This window comes from Chryseolinea lacunae, from assembly GCF_016735595.1.
Lineage (GTDB): Bacteria > Bacteroidota > Bacteroidia > Cytophagales > Cyclobacteriaceae > Chryseolinea > Chryseolinea lacunae.
This window is the reverse complement of sequence record NZ_JAERRB010000004.1, coordinates 440,256-459,797: the sequence shown is the minus strand read 5'-3', so window position 1 is coordinate 459,797 and position 19,542 is coordinate 440,256. Positions and strand designations below refer to the sequence as shown.

Annotated in this window: 14 protein-coding genes; 7 read left to right on the top strand and 7 right to left on the bottom strand. The window is 52.9% G+C overall.

Going from position 1 to position 19,542, the window contains the following annotated elements; all coding sequences use genetic code 11:
- Window positions 1–4: 4 nt before the first annotated feature.
- The 3 genes from JI741_RS14750 to JI741_RS14740 form a co-directional block, all read right to left on the bottom strand.
- Window positions 5–628 carry an NUDIX hydrolase gene (locus JI741_RS14750; RefSeq protein WP_202010773.1) on the bottom strand — a complete coding sequence of 208 codons (624 nt, stop codon included), beginning with the start codon at window positions 626–628 and terminating at the stop codon, window positions 5–7.
- Window positions 629–709: 81 nt separating this feature from the next.
- On the bottom strand, window positions 710–1,288 hold the full coding sequence (locus tag JI741_RS14745; protein WP_369411788.1) for an O-methyltransferase: 579 nt from the start codon (window positions 1,286–1,288) through the stop codon (window positions 710–712).
- 131 nt (window positions 1,289–1,419) lie between these two features.
- The gene (locus tag JI741_RS14740) at window positions 1,420–1,830 is read right to left on the bottom strand and encodes a VOC family protein (protein ID WP_202010771.1); all 411 of its coding nucleotides are present in this window, start codon (window positions 1,828–1,830) and stop codon (window positions 1,420–1,422) included.
- 296 nt (window positions 1,831–2,126) lie between these two features.
- Here JI741_RS14740 and JI741_RS14735 point away from each other — a divergent pair, with 296 nt between their 5' ends.
- Window positions 2,127–3,110 carry a GlxA family transcriptional regulator gene (locus tag JI741_RS14735; RefSeq protein ID WP_202010769.1) on the top strand — a complete coding sequence of 328 codons (984 nt, stop codon included), beginning with the start codon at window positions 2,127–2,129 and terminating at the stop codon, window positions 3,108–3,110.
- 5 nt (window positions 3,111–3,115) lie between these two features.
- Here JI741_RS14735 and JI741_RS14730 read toward each other — a convergent pair whose 3' ends face one another.
- Entirely contained in the window at window positions 3,116–4,948 is a 1,833-nt protein-coding gene (locus JI741_RS14730; RefSeq protein ID WP_202010767.1) for a glycosyltransferase, read from the bottom strand.
- A 125-nt stretch (window positions 4,949–5,073) separates the two neighbouring features.
- Between JI741_RS14730 and clpB the strand changes: the two genes are divergently transcribed.
- Window positions 5,074–7,689, top strand: a complete 2,616-nt coding sequence (clpB, locus tag JI741_RS14725; RefSeq protein WP_202010765.1) for an ATP-dependent chaperone ClpB — start codon at window positions 5,074–5,076, stop codon at window positions 7,687–7,689.
- 104 nt (window positions 7,690–7,793) lie between these two features.
- Here clpB and JI741_RS14720 read toward each other — a convergent pair whose 3' ends face one another.
- A complete protein-coding gene (locus tag JI741_RS14720; RefSeq protein WP_202010763.1) occupies window positions 7,794–10,763 on the bottom strand; it encodes a T9SS type B sorting domain-containing protein in 2,970 nt (989 codons plus the stop codon).
- Between the two features lie 262 nt (window positions 10,764–11,025).
- Here JI741_RS14720 and JI741_RS14715 point away from each other — a divergent pair, with 262 nt between their 5' ends.
- The 3 genes from JI741_RS14715 (at window position 11,026) to JI741_RS14705 (ending at window position 15,516) form a co-directional block, all read left to right on the top strand.
- The gene (locus JI741_RS14715) at window positions 11,026–12,867 is read left to right on the top strand and encodes an IPT/TIG domain-containing protein (RefSeq protein ID WP_202010761.1); all 1,842 of its coding nucleotides are present in this window, start codon (window positions 11,026–11,028) and stop codon (window positions 12,865–12,867) included.
- 265 nt (window positions 12,868–13,132) lie between these two features.
- On the top strand, window positions 13,133–13,519 hold the full coding sequence (locus JI741_RS14710) for a BlaI/MecI/CopY family transcriptional regulator (protein WP_202010760.1): 387 nt from the start codon (window positions 13,133–13,135) through the stop codon (window positions 13,517–13,519).
- Complete coding sequence (locus JI741_RS14705; protein WP_202010758.1) at window positions 13,516–15,516, top strand: M56 family metallopeptidase; 2,001 nt, start codon at window positions 13,516–13,518, stop codon at window positions 15,514–15,516. The genes JI741_RS14710 and JI741_RS14705 overlap by 4 nt, the downstream gene beginning before the upstream one ends.
- A gap of 63 nt (window positions 15,517–15,579) precedes the next feature.
- Here JI741_RS14705 and JI741_RS14700 read toward each other — a convergent pair whose 3' ends face one another.
- Window positions 15,580–16,647, bottom strand: coding sequence for a mandelate racemase/muconate lactonizing enzyme family protein (locus tag JI741_RS14700; protein ID WP_202010756.1), 1,068 nt, complete (start codon window positions 16,645–16,647; stop codon window positions 15,580–15,582).
- Window positions 16,648–16,701: 54 nt separating this feature from the next.
- A complete protein-coding gene (locus tag JI741_RS14695; RefSeq protein ID WP_202010753.1) occupies window positions 16,702–17,778 on the bottom strand; it encodes an N-acetyltransferase DgcN family protein in 1,077 nt (358 codons plus the stop codon).
- 210 nt (window positions 17,779–17,988) lie between these two features.
- On the opposite strand from JI741_RS14695, the gene JI741_RS14690 reads away from it, so the two are divergent.
- Together JI741_RS14690 and rlmN are read left to right on the top strand one after the other, a co-directional pair.
- Window positions 17,989–18,420 carry a hypothetical protein gene (locus JI741_RS14690; protein ID WP_202010751.1) on the top strand — a complete coding sequence of 144 codons (432 nt, stop codon included), beginning with the start codon at window positions 17,989–17,991 and terminating at the stop codon, window positions 18,418–18,420.
- Window positions 18,421–18,482: 62 nt separating this feature from the next.
- Window positions 18,483–19,529, top strand: a complete 1,047-nt coding sequence (rlmN, locus tag JI741_RS14685) for a dual-specificity RNA methyltransferase RlmN (RefSeq protein WP_202010749.1) — start codon at window positions 18,483–18,485, stop codon at window positions 19,527–19,529.
- Window positions 19,530–19,542: the final 13 nt, after the last annotated feature.

The following is a 19,542-nucleotide window of genomic DNA, read 5'->3' as shown; positions in this document are numbered from 1 at the left end:
CAGCTTAATCAAAGTAAGGACTGGTGTTTGTCGCCATGGCATGCTTAAAAAGAATTTCCAGCTGCGATTTCAGGATGCGGTCGCTCGAAAGTTCGGGCAGGTTTTGCATGTCGAAATATTGCACATCCAGCACATCAAATCCTTTCTGAATTTCGTGCGACAGTGCGCGACAGAGAAACGCCACCTTATAAACATAAAAAGGCTGCACAGGATGGGGATGCATTTTTTTATCGAACAATGCCAGCAAACGTTCGGCACTCACATCCAGTCCTGTTTCTTCCTTAAATTCTTTCACGATCACTTCGCGGGGACTGTAGCCCACATCGGCCCAGCCGCCGGGCAATGACCATTTGCCATCGGCGCTTTCTTTCACCAGCAACACTTTGTTGTCGGGCGCCAATAACAAACCGCGTATGTCCACTTTTGCTGTGGGGTAGTCTTTTGCAGGAACGTAAAGTTGCTTCAGCGTGTCGATGTCCACACCCGTTAGCGTGTGGTGGAACGCGTGTGTTATTTCCTGAAGCTCGCTGTAGCGTTCGCGATCGTAGGGATCTTTTGCATAGAGCAAGCCAACATCGGCGATGGATTTAATTCTTTCTACCAGCGTGAGAATAGCGTCGTGCGGCATACGTGCAGGGTTTGCGTATGCGCTCAAGGTATGAAACATCCGGAAGGTAAAAAAAAAGAAAACCGTTTGGGTCGAGGCGTACTACTTCTTCACCCCGATCATGATGCCCGTGGACCACACTTGTTTGGTGAACCACAGATCTGTTCGTGCCTCCAGTGCCGCCACAAGCTTCTCTGCCTTTTCCGCATGACCTTCGGGCCAGTTGGGTTGTCGCAACATGTCGTCGATCACATAGAGACCACCGGGGTTCAGCATGGCCAGCGCTTCGTCGAGCAGCAGGTATTTGCCATGCCAGGTGTCGGCAAAAATAAAATCAAAACGCAGGTGTGGGTTGGACGCAAGCCATTCGCCGCCATCGGACGTGACCAACGAGAGGCGTTTGTCCGCACCGAGAAATCGCTCGGCGATCTCCATGTATTTCGGATCATAGTCAACCGAAATGAGTGACGCCTGCGCATTCATTCCCTCCAAAATCCACGACGCCGAAAGACCGGTGCCGGTTCCCATCTCCAGAAACTTTCCACCGGGCTTTGATGCCGCGAGTGTTCGAAGCAGCGAGCCGGTGAGAATATCGGAAGCCATTGTGAAACCGGACTCTTTGGTGGCGGCTTCAATCGCGTTGAATACTTTTGGCAGGGGTTGGCGCAGCTCGTTGTTCACACTAACGTTTGTTTATGTTAAACATATTTTTATTCGTCAATGTAGAAACTTCTGCTCCGTAAAATCAAGTGCCAAAACAATAATTTGCGGGTACATTTCAATACACGCCAGACACCTGCATATCGTCCATCCTAGTTCTTACTGTAGTTCAACATCCAGTTCATGCCGTATCGGTCGGTGAGTTCTCCATAGAGTGCGCCCCAAAACGATTGGTGCACGGGCGTTTTCACTTTGCCGCCAGCCGATAGTTTTGTGAAGAAGGTGTTGATCTCTTCGTCGCTGCTACAGTTCAAACAAAGGCTCACCACATTTCCATTCACCAGCGAAGCCCCCATCATGTCGGAGCCCATCAGCTGGATGTCGTTGTTGGAAAGCAGTCCGTGCAAAATTTTTGCACCTTCTTCCGAAGGCATTTGTGCAGCCATGGGCGATTCGGAAATTTTCTGCAACGTGAGTTCGCCGCCAAAGCAGTCGTGATAGAACGTCATCGCTTCGCGGCAGCTGCCGTTGAAGTTCAGATAAGCATTGATTTGTGTTTTCATGTTGTGTTTTTTTTAGGCTATGCCAACACAACAAACCTAGCCACGGAACACGGATGCTCTTTAGTGTGAACACGACAATCTATAGTGCCGTTTGCGTCAGCACGTTTTTCAAACACGTATCAATTTCACATTCACCCTCCTTGCGGCAAAACCATTCCGGCACAAATGATCAATCCACGAAAAGAAGTCAAAAGATGGTGCGAATACGTCAATCTGAAGGGTTGATTGCGACAGGTCCATCTTTTACCTTTGGTCTAAACATTACTGGTTCCTCCCTAACCCAAAACGACCACAGGATGAAAAATGTCATTATTCTGGTTCCCGAAACCGCTGTCTCCGCCGCCATTGTCGACCCACGCTATATGTTCACCGCCGTGAACGAGTTCATCAAAAGTGCGGGCCAGCCACCGCTTTTCAACGTGCAACTGGTGGGGCTCACTAAAGAAGTGAAGCTGAGCGATGGCCTCATCTCCATTCACACTGATGCCACGCTCAAAACGGTGAAGCATGCCGACCTCATCATCGTGCCGGCCATCAGCGGAAACATCGCCAATGCTATTAAGATGAATCGCGACTTCATTCCGTGGATCGTGCAGCAATACAAGAACGGCGCCGAAGTGGCCAGCCTCTGCATCGGCGCTTTCCTTCTCGCATCCACCGGGCTGCTCGACGGCAAACAATGTTCTACGCACTGGCTATATGCAAACGAATTTCGCGCGATGTTTCCAGACATAACGTTGGTCGACAGCAAAATCATCACCGAACAAAATGGACTGTATTCCAGCGGCGGCGCCAACTCTTACTGGAACCTGTTGCTCCACCTCATCGAAAAATATACAAACCGCGACATGGCCATCCTGGCGTCGAAGTTCTTTGTGCTCGACATCGGCCGCGACACACAATCGCCATTCAGCATTTTCAAAGGGCAAAAAATTCACGACGACCCCGAGATCGTGAAGGTGCAGGAGTTCATTGAAGGCCATGTGCCCGAAAAAATTTCCATCGACCAGCTCTCCGAAGAGTTTGGCATCGGCAGAAGAACACTGGAACGTCGCTTCAAAAAAGCCACCAACAACACCGTGGTGGAATACATCCAGCGTGTGAAGATCGAAGCCTCTAAAAAACAACTGGAGTCCGGAAGAAAAACCGTGAACGAGGTGATGTATGATGTGGGCTATACCGACTCAAAAGCTTTCCGCGACGTGTTCAAAAAAGTGGCTGGTGTGTCGCCTGTCGATTACAGGAATAAGTATAACCGCGAATTGACGATCGCGAAATAGAATCGCTACGGGTTCGGGCTCTTCATGGCCAGCATGTAGGCTTCTTTATAGTGCCGGATCAGGTTGGTCCAGTCGAAAATGGATGAATTGTTTTCAACATTGTTGCGCTGCATGATGCGCTCGCGCATGGACTGCATCAGGAAACCGTACATCACATCCGCCAGTTGACCGGCCGACCAATCGAAAGTGCGCTTGCCACGTTCAATCACAAACAGACCGTATTTCTCCGGGTCTTCAATGTGGTGCAGAATGTAGTCGCCAAAACCTGAAAGGTCGCTGGTCACCGACGGAATGCCGCTGGCCATACACTCCAGCGGTGTGTAGCCCCAGGGTTCATAGTAGCTTGGAAAAATGCCCAAGTGACATCCGCGCACAAATTGGTTGTAGTCCATGCCAAACAGCGGGCTGCTCACATTGATGAAGTCGGGGTGATAGACCACCTTCACCGGGTCGTCGGCATTGTTCAGCAGTTTTTTGGCCTGCAACGCCTGCAGCACCTCATCCTGGTCCTCGTTCACCAGGCGGTGCGTCACAATCAGCGGGTTCTTTTTTGTCTTCCAGGCCTGCAGCGTGCGGCGGTAGCGCAGTTTCCAGTATTCGTCCACAAACGTGTTGAGGTCCGGCAGGTGATTGTCGTCCTGAATGGTGCTTTGATAAAACAGGCGCTTACCCACTTGTTGCTGAATGGCGGCCGTGGTTTGAAAAATTTCCTGCATCATGGCCTTAGACTGCAACACTTCGGGGCGGATGTTGAGGAAGTCGCGCTTGGTCACAAAAAACATCACCACGGTGAGGTCCGATTTTTCTTTTTTCAATCGCGCGTTTAACCGGTGCAGGGCTTCGATGGTGAGGTCGAATCCCTTGTTCTTGAATTCGTAGCGACCCGATGTGAAGAAATAAAGCGTTTTCTGAAGATCGAAAGAATACGACTGAAAGAAATGGGCCATCACAAAGCGATGGATTTCTTCCTTGTTCATCACGTGCTGGTTCTGGAATTCGTGCAGGGCTTCAAACCGTTCGATGTTGAGGCCGTTGGGCACCACCACTTCGGGTTTCCGGTGCAGCAGGTGTCTGCATTCGCGGGCCGTTACTTCACTCACGGTGCTCAACACATCGGCTTGCTGTGCGCAGCTCACTTCAATCTTCGCCTCGGTCTCAATGCCAAAGCGCTTCGCCTCGTCTTCCCATTTAAAGAATGGAAGGTGCGCATAAAACAACGGCGAGTTGATCGCGAGGTGCCGCCCCAGTTGCGTGGCGTGTGTGGTGAACACGGTCTTGATGGGCATCCCTTCTTTCTTGATGTCGAGAATGGGAAGCCCTGCCATCCATTCGTGAAAGTGCGCAATGATGGGATGATCTTTATCGACCAGCTTCACCAGCTCATCAAAAAAAAGTTTTACGAGATAGCCAAACAAAATCACCTGGTTGATAAGGGCATTGTCGGGCGGTGTGCTGATGCCATGGTTTTTCCACAGCAGATATTTCACAACACTAAGTGTTTTGTCCTGCACCGCATTGGGGTTCAGCAACACCACGCGGGGCTTACCGGTCACGAGCCATTCGGCATAGATCACATCAAAGCCTTTCTTGCGGAGAATGGCCGCTGCCTGACCAAACACATCCTGCGAATCGTCCAGGGGTTCCAGTTCGGCGTGGATATTTTTGTTGACATACGGGCCCACCATGCAATAGGGGCCATTGGCATTCTTCACCATGGCAGGCGCCTTCGAACGAATGACGGTGTAGATGCCACCCACCTGGTTGCAAACCTCCCAGGCAACTTCCGCGATGCACGCGGCAGGAAAATGGTTGGCTAATGCAATGGAACGTTTTGACATTATAGTGGTCAGGATGGCCGATTTCCTGCGATTAAAGCTATTAATTAAATGTCAAAATTTCCGAAATAGGGGTATATCATTTATATGGATAGTAATTTGTTAATGCAGCAGGAGACCTTACTACTATGAACTTCGAAAAATTTACCATAAAGTCCCAGGAAGCTCTGCAAAAGTCTGCGGAGATTGCCATGGCGAAGCAGCAGCAGGCCATCGAGCCCGGGCATCTTTTGAAAGCCATTCTGGAAACGGATGAAAACGTTTCCAATTACCTGTTTAAAAAATTAAACGTCAACGAAGTCATCCTGCAAAACAAGCTTGAGGACCTGTTGACATCCTACCCCCATGTTTCGGGGGGCCAGGCCTACCTTTCGTCGGCTAGCAACACCGTGTTGCAGCACGCCGAAAAAGAACTGCGCGAATTTAAAGACGAATTTATCGCCGTCGAACATTTGTTGCTGGCCTTGCTGGCCTCGAAAGACAAAGTATCGAGCGTGCTGAAAGATGCCGGGCTGGAACGCTCGCCGCTCATCAAAGCTATTAAGGAATTGCGCGGGGGAGCCACGGTGACCGATCAGAATGCGGAAGCCAAATACAAGTCGCTCGAACGCTATTCCAAAAACCTGAACGATCTGGCCAAGAAGGGCAAGATCGACCCGGTGATTGGCCGCGACGAAGAAATTCGCCGTGTGTTGCAGATCCTTTCCCGGCGCACAAAGAACAACCCAATCCTGTTGGGAGAACCCGGTGTGGGCAAAACCGCTATCGTGGAAGGCATGGCCCAACGCATTGTTGACGGCGACGTGCCCGAAAACCTGAAAAGCAAAATTCTCGTGTCGCTCGACATGGGTTTACTGGTGGCCGGCGCGAAATACAAAGGCGAGTTTGAAGAACGTCTGAAGGCCGTCATCAAAGAAGTGACCGACGCACAAGGCGAGATCATCCTCTTCATCGACGAGATTCACACCCTCATTGGTGCAGGCGGTGGCGAAGGCGCGATGGACGCGGCCAACCTGTTGAAGCCGGCCCTGGCCCGTGGTGAGCTCCATGCCATTGGTGCCACCACGCTGAAAGAATATCAGAAGTACATCGAAAAAGACAAAGCCCTCGAACGCCGCTTTCAGGCGGTGATTGTGGACGAACCTTCTGTGGAAGATTCCATCTCGATCCTGCGCGGCATCAAGGACAAATATGAGCTGCACCATGGCGTGCGCATCAAAGACGACGCCGTGATTGCCTCGGTAGAGTTGTCGAGCCGCTACATCAGCGATCGCTTCCTGCCCGACAAAGCCATTGACCTGATGGACGAAGCGGCAGCAAAGCTCAGGCTGGAAATGGATTCGATGCCCGAAGAGCTCGACGAGCTGAATCGCAAGATCATGCAACTCGAAATTGAACGCGAAGCCATCCGCCGCGAAAAAGACAAAGACAAGGAACACTTGCTCAGCAAGGACATTGCCGAACTGTCGGAAGCGCGCAATTCGCTAAAAGCCAAATGGGAAAGCGAAAAGGAAGTGGTGCACGGCATCCAGAAAGAAAAAGAAACGATCGACAAACTGAAGCTGGAAGCCGACCAGGCCGAGAAGGCTGGCGACTACGGCAAGGTGGCCGAAATACGCTACGGAAAAATTACCGAAGCCGAGAAACGCCTCAACGACATTCAGGCGCAAATGAAAAACATGCAAGGCGAAAAATCCTTGTTGAAGGAAGAGGTAGACAGCGAAGACATCGCCGAAGTGGTGGCCAAGTGGACGGGCATCCCCGTTTCGAAAATGCTACAGAGCGAACGCGAAAAACTGCTGCACCTCGAAGCCGAGCTCGGCAAGCGCGTGGCCGGACAGGAAGAAGCTATCACCGCCTTGAGCGACGCTGTGCGACGCAGTCGTGCCGGATTGCAAGATCCGAAACGGCCCATCGGTTCGTTCATTTTCATGGGAACCACCGGCGTGGGCAAGACCGAGTTATCGAAGGCCCTGGCCGACTACCTCTTTAACGATGACACCGCCATGGTGCGCATCGACATGAGCGAATACCAGGAGCGCCACAGCGTGAGCCGCCTCATTGGCGCGCCTCCAGGCTATGTGGGCTACGATGAAGGCGGGCAACTGACGGAATCCGTGCGACGCAAACCCTATTCGGTGGTGTTGCTCGATGAAATTGAAAAAGCGCACCCCGACGTGTTCAACATTTTGTTGCAGGTTTTGGATGAAGGAAGGCTCACCGACAACAAAGGACGTGTGGCCAACTTCAAGAACACCATCATCATCATGACCACGAACATCGGCTCGCAGCTGATTCAGGAGAATTTTGAAAAGATCACGGACGAAAATTATTTCGACGTGCTCGAGAATACAAAAGACGAAGTGCTGACGTTGTTACGAAAGTCTGTGCGACCAGAGTTTGTGAACCGGATCGACGAGATCATCATGTTCCGCCCGCTGAGTCAGAAAGACATTCGCAAAATTGTCGACATCCAGGTGGAAGGCGTCCGCAAACGGTTGGACGAGGTGGGTGTGAAAATAGATATTTCAGACAGTGCCCGCGACAGGCTGGCCAAACTGGGCTTCGACCCGCAATATGGCGCACGGCCCCTCAAACGGGTGTTGCAGCGTGAATTGCTGAACGAGCTGTCTAAACAAATATTGGCCGGCAAGGTTCAAAAAGACTCGGTCATTTTTATTGACCTGAAAAATGAAACAGATTTCATTTTCGAGAACCTTGAAGAGGCTGAAGTTGTTAAGTAATTGGTTTAAGGATTGGTGATTCCCTCCCGGCTTCGGTCGGGTCGGATGTGTTGGTTGAGGGGTTTGGTTTGAAGCCCCGGGGTGGTTCCCGGGGCTTATTTTTTTCAGTGCATCAACAACACCTGCCCATATCGTTTTCCGTGATAGGCAATGTCAGTGCCGTCGAGATAATGTCCGTTCAGCACCCAGGTGTAGCTGCCCACCGGAAGCGCAGTTCCGTTTTTCATGCCGTTCCATCCCTGTTGAATGGCCTCATCAACACTGTTTGTACGGAAAACCTCCCGTCCACTCACATCATACACAGCAAGCTCCAGCGATTGAATGCCCGCGCCACGAACGCGAAACACATCGTTCACCTGGTCGTTGTTGGGTGAAAAAACAGTCGGCACAAAAATTTCCTGGATGGCATCTTCAATGGTCGCTTTGAAGGTATAGCGAGTTTCATCTATGCCACCGTTTGCCGTGCCTCCATTGTCCTTAATTATGATGTCAATATCGGTGCTGCCCGTGAGAAATGTGTTTGGCAAAAACTCAAGCGTCGCCTGCGTGCCCGATGAATAGTTGAGCGAAAAAGTATTGATCAGAGCCACATTGCCAAACGATGCCGTAGCGGACAGCGTTTGGCTTTGCTCATTGGGTGGCCCCGGCGAAAAACCTGTGATGATGATTTTGCGTGGACGGCTGTTCACCGGAATGATGAGCGACGCCACCGGATCAATCGTCGGCGCATCATTCACCGGCGCGATGATGATGGTGAGCGATGCTGTTGTTCCCGCGCTTTGCCCTCCTCCATCGTCTTCTATCGTCACGGTCATCGACGTGGTGCCGTTGGCATTGTGCGCGGGCGTAAAAGTGAGAAGTCCGTTGGCATCGATGGCCGGAGGGTGATGGAACAAGGCTGGGTCATAGCCGTTGACATGAAAGGAAACGCGTTGGGTTGATTCACCCGGGCCCGCTGACATGTTATCGGCCCACAACAATGACAAAGCGGGACTGTCTTCCAACACCGTCACATCAGTGCCCCCACGAAAGGTTGGCGGATCGTTGACCGGTGTGATCGTGATGTTGAAACTTTGTGATGCACTATTATGCTGCGCCGGAGTACCGCCGCCGTCGTCGACCGCATAGACCGTTACAACGGTTTGCCCAGACGCGTTTGGCGCTGGTGTGAACGTTAATGTTCCGGTGCCGTCTATTTGCGGACCCGCGGCAAACAGCGACGCGTCATAGTCCTGAACGATTTCAAAATGAACCGTCTGGCCAGGATCGCCGGCGTTGATGGCGGTGGCCCAATTCAACAGGCGTTGTGGCCCGCTGTCTTCAGGCACCGACACATCATTGCCCTTGGTGAAAGAGGGTGGCACATTGATTGGCCGCGCGAGGAATGTGAGCGCGAGACTGTGGTGCTCACTGGCAAACACCTTCATGACATGCGACAGCTGTGCCGGAATCGTGGTTTGTCCATAGGGATTCCTTCCCCAGGCGCGCACCGTGCCGTCGGCAAGTAGCGCCAGCGTGTGCACAAGCGCGGAACTGATTTGCCGTATTCCGGTGAGGCCGGCTGGAATCTGAAGCTGCCCATAGTCAATGGATTGATTTCCATAGCTCGATGCCGCCACTGATGCCGTGATCACGAAGCTCGAAAAATAGCCACAGGTGACGCTGCTGACGTCGCTCACTCCAGGAGGTAGGTCGAGTTGATTGAAGGCATTGTTGCCAAAGCCTATCGCCGCGCCGTTGCCTGCCAGTGCCAGCGTATGGATATACCCCTGGGAAACTTCTTTCACCAGCGGTGCCTGCGCGTAGGACGGGGAGCCTTGTCCCCAGCCCACCATCGTGCCGTTTGCCAACAACGCAACAGAAGGAAATCGCCCACCGCTTATGGCGATAACGTTCGACAATCCTGCGGGCACGGTAGATTGGCCCGAGGTGTTAAGGCCCCACGCCACCACAGTGCCGTCGGCCTTTAACGCCATCGTGCGGTTTTCGGAGGCGAACACTTCCTTCACGTTGGCAAGACCGGGCGGCACCTCCAACTGACGACTGGCATTGCTGCCCCAGCACGACACGGTGCCATCGGCAAGAAGCACAACCGTGTGCAGAGCCGTAGCCGACATGGAAATGACGTTTTCGCCCATCCCATCGGGCACCGTGCTTTGACCTTGGAGATTATTTCCCCATGCCCTCAGCCACCGGGTTGCCGTGGTCAGCGCGAGACTATGGCGTGCACCCGCTGCGATCGTGGCAACCGATGCCAGGCTCGCCGGCGGTGTTGCTTCGTTGTGCGTGTTGGTGCCGCGTGCCGTCACCGTGCCATTGGCGTGCAGGTATAGCGTGTGTTCTGCGCCGCAGGCCACGGCCTTCAGTTGCGAGAGTCCTGACGTGACAGTTTGCCCTTTGGCATTGTCGCCCCAGGCCACGGCCGTGCCATTGGCAAGCAAAACCACCGAGTGGCCGGCGCCAGCGTCAATAGCCCACACGTTATTCAAGCCTGCCGGCACCGCGCTTTGTCCTTTTGAATTCTCGCCCCACGCCACCACGGTTCCATCCAGCAACAGGGCCAGGGCATGACGACGACCGGCAGCAATGGCCTTCACGGCAGGCAGCACGGGCGGCAACATCGCGGCATCGCCCCAAACACGCACGGTGCCGTTGCTTAACAATGCCATGGCAAACGAATCGCCGGCCTTCACCGACAACACATTTTGCAATGCGGGCACCGCCTGCAAACTGCCCAGCGTGCGATCGCCCCACCCTACCAACGTGCCATCTTGCTGCAAGGCCCACGACTGATTGCCGGCCGCTGCAATGGCCGTGACAGGTTTGAGCGTTGGAATAGAAATCTGACCCAGATCATTTGCGCCCCACCCTTCCACCGTGCCGTCGGCGTGCAGGGCAAGCGTGTGGCGGTCGCCTGCAGCCAGCGCAGTGATGTCATAGAGACCTGTCGGGGCATTTCGTTGGCCGTCTGTGTTGTCGCCCCAGCTCTGGAACTGCTGCGCGCAGACGGTGGCCGATGGCAGTATAAAAATCAGGCAAAGCCAAACCAGTTTTTTTTTGAGCATCGTCGTCATAGCGATAGAATTTGGCCGCTAACCTACTGCGACAGACTGCAACGGGATTGCAGTTTTATTTTCAGTGAAAAGATTTTGTACTCCATCCCATGATCGGTTTGCCACACAACGCCATCGCGCTTCAAAACCCTACAACATCTTTCAACCGTTTGTCGATTCTAAATAACACCAATCATCCCTGCGCCGCGTTTTGACGAGCCTGAAAACTACTGCAAAATTCTTGCAGTGCGCGACGCTAGTCTTGCATCAAACCATGGCATTTATGTACTCAAAAAAAATCATCTCCACATTTTTCCAGCACGGCAGGCAGACGGCGCGTCGCCGGCATCCGTTTGTGATCGTCCTGTTGCTGCTGTTAAGTTTTTGCGCGAAAGAAAATGAAGTTCCTGTACCGGCTCTTCACATCACAAGCCTCTCGCCCACGCACGGACCGGCGGGCACACGGGTGACCGTTGCGGGATCAGGCTTTAGCACAATGCCGCTTTCGAATGTTGTCACCTTCAACGGCACCCCAGCCACGGTGACGTCAGCCACCGAAAACCAGCTGGTAGCGACCGTGCCTGCGACGGCGACCTCTGGTGTTGTGAATGTGACGGTCGACGGCAGAGAGGCCACGGGTCCCGTGTTTACGGTTGAGGCTGTGTTGGGCCCCGGGCCGGTCGTCACTAACATCACACCGCGTGCCGGCCCGGTTGGCACACAGGTGATTATCGCGGGAAGCGGGTTCGATACAAACGCGTCTCAAAATGCCGTCACGTTCAACGGCACAACGGCCACCATCACCCAGGCGTCGGCAACCGAACTGAAAACAACGGTGCCGACAGGCGCCACCACCGGCAACCTGGTTGTGACAACCGGTGGGAAAAATTCAGCGGGCATGCTCTTCACCGTCACGCCCACGCTGAGCATCACGTCGTTCGCGCCAACGTCGGGTGGTGCTGGCACGAAGGTGACGCTTCAAGGTTTAGGATTCAACATCACGCTGGCGGCCAATGTTGTTAAATTCAGTGGTGTTGTTGCCACGGTGGTGTCGGCCACGCCAACCATGCTGGAAGTTATCGTACCCAATGGCGCAACTACCGGACAACTAACGGTAGCGATAGACGGCACAGTGGCAGAAGGCGGTATCTTTATTGTGAACTCCACAACAGGAAGGATAACGGTGTCGACGGTGGCCGGTGATGGATTGATAAACACCTTGCGACCCGCGGGCCTTGCCTTTAATGTGAACGGCGACCTGCTGATTGCCGACCAGATCAACCATCGCATCATGAAATACAACAGCAGCGGCCTTTCGCTCTATGCCGGCAGCGGCGTGCGGGCGCAGACGGGACCGGTTGACGGGCCGTTTGCTTCGGCGCAGTTCAATGGCCCCACAGGCATCTCGGTAGATCGGGCAACGGGCTTCGTATATGTAGCGGAACAGATGAACAACGTGATCCGCAAAATTGATCCCACCGTTGTGCCCACCATGGTATCGACGTGGGCCGGCTTTTCGAACGGCACGCCGGGCACCAACAACGGCAGCGGCGCAGGCTTGCCGAACAGCGCAGCGGCAGGGTTCTTCTTTCCCACCGGCATTGTGAAATCGATCAACTTCGACGCGTGGTTCGTGACAGACTACATGACACACGTGATCCGCAGAATAGATGCGTCGGCACAAGTGACCACCTTTGCAGGAGAGGCGTCGCAGGGCGGCTCCGCCGATGGCCAGGGTTCCGCCGCACGCTTCAACTATCCGTCAGCATTGGCTGTCGACAACAGCAACAATCTTTATGTGGGCGATTGTTTCAATGGCACCATTCGCAAAATTGACCTCGACGGCAACGTGACCACGTTCGCCACCGGCGTAGGATTTGTTTATGGACTGGCGTGGGACGGCAAGGAAAGCCTGTATGCCACCAGCTTCACGCAGCATGTGATTTATAAAATTGACCTGGCCGGCAACAAGACCATCATCGCCGGCTCCATGGAAGGTTATGCCGATGGCGATGGGAGCACCGCCACGTTTAGTGAACCCTATGGCATTGTGGTAGACAAAGACGGGAATCTGCTGGTGAGCGATCAGAACAACGGGCGTATCCGAAAAATCACGTTTCACTAGTTCATTGTCATACAACCATTCACAAAGGGAGACGCTGCACAATCAGCGTTTCCCTTTTTGATTTTTCAGGGATTGTATTCGCCGCAGTCGGTTCGGCGCGTTCGGTTTAAAAAAACCAAACAGGCTCTAAGATTTTAAGGCCATGAAGCGATCTGACAAAACAATCGCCCAAGGAACGTTGAAACCCACTTACGAAATAATTCGTAAAAAGCTTTGAAGTCTGGCGACGGCGTTTTAACATTGTAGTACGAACAAATTCGTAATTATGAGCAATCCCCCTGTAAAACCAACGGAAAAAGAGCTTGAAATCCTGCAAATCGTGTGGGAAAAGGAGGCTGTATCCGTGAAAGACGTTCACGAAGCCCTGGGCGGCGACGATGCGAACGGCTACACCACCATTCTGAAACTGATGCAGATCATGCACGAAAAAGGATTGGTGACACGCCAAAAAAGCGGCAAGCTGCATCTCTATACAGCCGTGCCCTCGCTGGAAAACACACGGCAGCAAATGCTGGACAAGATGATCAACACCGTGTTTCAGGGTTCGGCTGCTCAGTTAGTGCTGAGTGCGCTGGGCACCAACACCTCTTCGAAAGAAGAGCTTCTGGAAATCAAAAAGTATCTCGAAAAACTGGAAGGAGGCGCATCATGAACACAATCCTCGAATTTGTGCAAGGCACGTGGGCGCAGGCGCTGGGTTTCACCGTGCTGCATTCTCTTTGGCAGGGGTTAATCATCTTCATGATGGTGGTGGGCATTTTGCGTTGTGTGCCCTCCCGGCTTTCGGGTTTGCGTTATAGCGTTGCCGGCGCGGGCATGGTGCTCATCTTCTGCTCTGCCGCGGTCACGTTCTTTCTATTGTACAGCCCTGTGCCTACTGTGAGAGAAGAACTTTTGTCAGGCATCGGGCAAACGGGTGAAGCTCCTACTTCTTTATTGGCGCAAGCGTCCTTCACGGACTGGCTCGCCACCGTGTCGAACTTTCTGCACAGCACGATTCCCTTTGTGGTGCTGGCGTGGGTGGCCGGGTCGATCTTGTTTCTGCTCCGCCTTTTTGGTGGATGGTGGTTCACGGCACGGTTGAAGCACACAGCCCTTCCGTTAACAAACACTTGGTCGTTTCGCATCGCCGAACTGGCCGGGCAATTTGAATTGAAGCGCGCCGTCACGTTAGCCGAGTCCGCCTTTATTCACGCGCCGGTGGTGATTGGTTATCTCAAGCCCATCATTCTCATTCCCACCGGCATGTGTGCAGGTCTTTCCACCGCGCAGCTCGAAAGCATTTTTATACACGAACTCATTCACATCCGCAGAAACGACTATCTGCTCAACCTGCTTCAATCTATCGTGGAAGCATTGTTCTTCTTCAACCCGTTTGCCTGGATGATATCGGGCATCCTGCGGCAGGAACGCGAACATTGCTGCGACGATGCCGTGGTGCTTCACCAGGGAAATGCCCTAGCGTATGCGCATGCGCTGGCATCTCTCGAAGAAGTGCGGCTGTCGCGGGCGGGCCTGGCGTTGTCGCTGGCGGAAAATAAAAACCAATTGTTGAACCGAATAAAACGCATCATGGAAAAGTCTGTAAAAAATTATTCCCTCCGCGAGCGCATGGCTCCGGCGGTGCTGCTGGTCATTGGCCTCATGTGTGCTTCGTGGCTCACGGTGCACACCTCACGCACAGAAAAAGATCTGACCCTCGATCATTCGGCCATCGCTCCCATCGCGATGGCTGCCGACACGGCGAAAAAGAAAAAACCATCGCACAAAGGACTGCGAAAAATCACTACCACACCAACCGTCACAACAGAGATGACGGAGGTGACCGAAGAAGTGGAAACGGCACCGGAGGTTGATCATGAAGAAATTGAAATCCACAACATGGATATGGAGGCCGCCATGGACGACATGGACATGGACTTTGACATCCACATTCCTCCCATACCGCTCATGCCCCCCATGCCCGACATGGAACCCATCGAACCTCTTGAGCCCGTCGCGCCCCTCCCGCCCATAAACTTTCAGTGGAACGACAACAAAGATTGGGGTGCCTTCAACGAAGCCTTCGAACAAAAATTCAAAGAGCAGTTTGGCGACTTCTACAGCAAGAACGGTGAGAAGATGAAGGCCATGATGGACGAGCTGGAAAAAAACATGAAAGAAAGTTGGGACACCGAAGCCTTTGCCCACAAAATGGAAGCCCTGGCCGAACGTCACGCCGATTTTGCCACACGTCAGGGAGAACGCATGGCCGCACAAGCCGAGCGCCAGGGAGCGGCAGTGCATAGCGAGGCCGAAAAACAAGCTGCTGTTGCCCGGCGGCAGGCCGAACGAACAAAGGCTCACGCCGAGCGACAAGCCGAATTATTCAGAGCACAATCCGAGAAGCATGTCGAGCTTGCCAAACGCCACGAAGAAATGGCCCGCAAACACCGCGACACCATGAACGCCATGAAAAAAGATCTGAAGGAAATGCTCGTGAAAGATGGCTACCTCGGCAAAGACGAAAACATCAACTCCATCGACTGGTCACACCCCGGCGATCTGAAGGTGAACGGAAAAACCGTGAAAGAATCAGACAAAAAGAAATACGAAGCCATTCATCAGAAATATTTCAACGGCGGCACCTTTCATTATTCCGAAAATTAGTATTAAGTATTGAGTCCTTAGTATTTAGTACTCAAGACTAAGGACTCAATACTTAATACTTTTTTAGATTCTCTCCACGCCAAGTCCCGGTTTGTCGGAACAGGTCATGTAGCCGTCTTTCAAAATAAATCCTCCTTTCACCACGTCGCGGGCCAGGTCGAGGCTGCCGTCGAGGTCGATGTATTTGGTGTTGGAGCAGGCAAACGCAGTGTGTAGCGCGGCCGTGATGCTCACGATGCTTTCGTCGTTGCAGCCCCAGAACAAGTCGATGTCTTCGTGCAGACCGATGTCGGCAATTTTCAAGGCCTGGCTCACGCCGCCGCATTTCATCAGCTTGATGTTGAAAATTTTTGCGGCCTTGGGTGGCTTCAGCAGTTCGATGGCATCGGCGGGTGTGATGAGCGATTCGTCGGCGGCCACTTTCTGGCGCACTTCCGACGGCAGGCTTTTCATTTCAGAAATTGCTTTCGCGGGCAACGGTTGTTCGATAAGTTCAACATCCAGGTCATAGGTGCGACCATAGAACTGAATGGTCTGCTCCACGGTATAGCCCTGGTTGGCGTCGATGCGGATAACGATGCCTGGACCAAATTTTTCGCGCAGCTTCATGATGCGCTCCACGTCTTCCATGAGGTCGCGGCCCAGCTTCACTTTCAGCACACGGAAGCCACGTTTGATATAGTCTTCGGCTTCTTTCAACGTCTCTTCCACGTTCTTGATACCAATGGTGTTTGACGTGGGCAGCTTCTTGATTTTTTGTCCCAGAAATTTCACGAGGGGCACATCCAGAAATTTGGTGAACACATCGTAGAGTGCAATATCGAGGGCGGCGCGGGCAGAAGGATTTTCCGGCAGGCGCTTCCACACTTCAAAGGTCAGCTGGTTGATTTCGCGGATGTCGCGACCGATGAGGAACTCGATGTTTTTTTCTTGCAAGGCATCGAGGCACTGATCGAGTGTTTCGCCCACAACGTATTCGCTGGGGTTTCCGGCGCCAATGCCGGTGAGGCCGTTGTCGAGGGTGATTTCAACAAACGCGTTCTTCACTTCGTCTACTGTTTTGAACGCGATGGTGTAGGGTTTGGTGTTGCCCAGGTCAACGCTCCATACTTTTATGTCTTTTATCTTCATCGGAAAAATTTCTCAGTGGTTTAGATTGATGATTATCGTTGTTCCGTGTGTTTTTTAGTCAGCGTGTGCGAGGCTTTTTTTGATCATGGCTTCAAACACGGGCACCAGGCTATCTACGCCGTCTTCGAGGGGAAGCACAGTGGGTATGTTCAGTTCGGCCTGATAATTTTTCGCCGATTCGCGCGCATCTTGTTCCGACATTTTTGCCGAGTTGATGGTGATGGCCACCGTGGGGGCACCATAGATTTTGATGAGCGCCACTTCATCTTTCAATGTGGGCAGGTAGGCCGGATAATATTCCATGTCCTTGTATTGTTTGCGCGCGGGGTTGTGCTGCAGCACCACGCCGTCGGCATCGGCCGACACAATCCACTCTGCGCCGGCGGGGCCGCTGGGGTTGCGCAGCGCCGATTGGCCTTCAATGAAAATGATGTCGGGTTTGGCTTCGTTATAGCACGTCACCACGGCATGTTCCATTTCGCCTGAAATAAAATCGTTGAGGGTGGAGTCGAACACAAAACCGTATTTGGCGCCCTGCATCCAGCCGGTTTGGCCGGTGTAGATCATCTCGGCTTTGTAGCCGGCTTTGCGCATGGCCTCTACGAGGAAGCGTGTGGTGGTGCGTTTGCCCAGGGCGCAGTCTGTGCCCAGCACGGCGATCTTGGGGCACTTTGCCTCTTTGATTTTGCCCGACCAGAAGTGAAGGTCTTTAAATTTTTTAGGCTTGCGCACGTCGATTATTTCCAGCCCTTTTTGTTGGGCCAGCGCGGCCAGTTCGGGGATGTCGGAAACGTATTCGTGCAAACCGTTCACAAGATGAAAGCCGTTTTGCAAGGCTTCTTTTAATTCGGCCCGCAGCGAATCGGGAATGACGCCGCCTTTGGTGGCCACGCCCACGATGCAATAGGTTGCTTTTTTGCCCGACTTCAGAAAATCTTCCAGGGTGGCATAGATGGGGATGTTTCTGTTTTTTCCATCGAGCACTTCGCCGGCGTCTTTGCCAAAACTTTTTGAATCGACAAAGCCCACAATATTGAAACGATCCGTGCCGCGGATCAGTCCATGGGCGGTTTTGGCATTGCTGCTGGCCAGGTATCCTCCTGTGATGACAATTGCATTACTTTTCTCCATGCGCTAAGTTTTGAAGGGTGAAAATTTCGGCTATTAAAGCGAGTTTTCAAACAAACACGCAGGCCGTGCATGGATTTATATCGGGTTTGTGAATGACCCGCCGCCAGCTGCGAACAAAACGGGAACACATGGCGCTGATGGGCGGCAAAATTATGCGAAGGGTCCATTCAATGGCCTGAATTTTGGTTAAATTTGGTTAAACCTCACGCCATGAAAACCCTGCTGCTTCTGATCGTATCCGTAGTGTACTGCGTGCATAGTCCAGCCCAATCCATCGTAGGCAAATGGCAGCTGGTGAAACAAAGCAATTGTGTGGAAGACGACCTTCCCGATCAGGACACCGACACGGATGCGCTGGTGGAAGACATGAAAGGCATGTCGTCGGCCGGTGGGCTGGCCCAGATCCTGGAATTCAAAAGCAACAACACGGGGCAGGAAAGCACCAAAATCATCAGTCGCAAAAAGGCCTATAACTCCAAGAGCTTCCTCTACAAATTCAACGGCGAGGGTCTTTACATCCTCGACAAAAAATCGCAAACCATCATCGAAGGCTTTTCTGTGGAAAAATTCGACGCCGACTCGCTCATCATCACCAACAGCAGCCGGGTGTGCGAGACCAAGATTTTTCTGCGGGTCAAATAGCGTCCGAAATTTGAGACTCCCCGAGTCGCCCCTACGTCCTTCATTTTCCCTACCTTTGCCGCATGGTAGAAACGACGGCCAAGCGTGATATTCGAAAGCTGAAGCTCGACGAGCTGAAGGCGTTTTTTGTGGAGCATGGAGAGAAGGCTTTTCGGGCACAGCAGGTCTATGAATGGCTGTGGAACAAGTCGGCCAAGGATTTTGACCAGATGACCAATTTGTCAATTGGCCTGCGCGACATGCTGAAAACGCATTTCACCATCAACCACATCAAGGTAGACCACATGCAGCGGAGCGCCGACGGCACCATCAAGAACGCCGTGACGCTGTTCGACGGCATGGTGGTGGAGTCGGTTTTGATCCCTACCGAAAAACGCATCACGGCCTGTGTTTCGTCGCAGGTGGGCTGCAGCCTGGCCTGTAAATTTTGTGCTACGGCTCGTCTCAAACGCCAGCGCAACCTCAGTCCCGACGAAATCTATGACCAGGTGGTGGCCATCAAGGAACAAGCCGAGCTGTTTTTTAACCGCCCCCTCACCAACATCGTGTTTATGGGCATGGGCGAACCGTTGCTGAACTATGCCAACGTGATGACGGCCATCGAAAAGATCACAGCACAAAAAGGCCTGAACATGGCATCGAAGCGCATCACCGTGAGCACCGTGGGCATTGCCAAAATGATCCAGAAAATGGCCGACGACGGTGTGAAGTTCAACCTGGCGGTGTCGCTGCACGCCGCGCTCGACAAAACGCGTTCGTCCATCATGCCCATCAACGACACCAATCCCCTCGACGAGTTGGGCGAATCGCTGCGCTATTGGTATGCCAAGACCAAACGCAAGGTCACCTACGAGTATGTGGTGTGGAGAGGCATTAACGACTCCGAAGAACATGCCCGGGCGTTGCTCAAATTCTGCAAGATCATTCCCTCCAAAGTAAACCTCATCGAATACAACCCCATCGACGACGGCGAGTTTCAGCAGGCTTCGGAAGACTCGCTGAACATGTATATGGACCTGCTGGAACGGAACGGCATCACTACCCGCATCCGCAAAAGCCGGGGCAAAGACATCGACGCCGCCTGCGGACAGCTGGCCAATAAAACTTAATGACCGTTTCGTG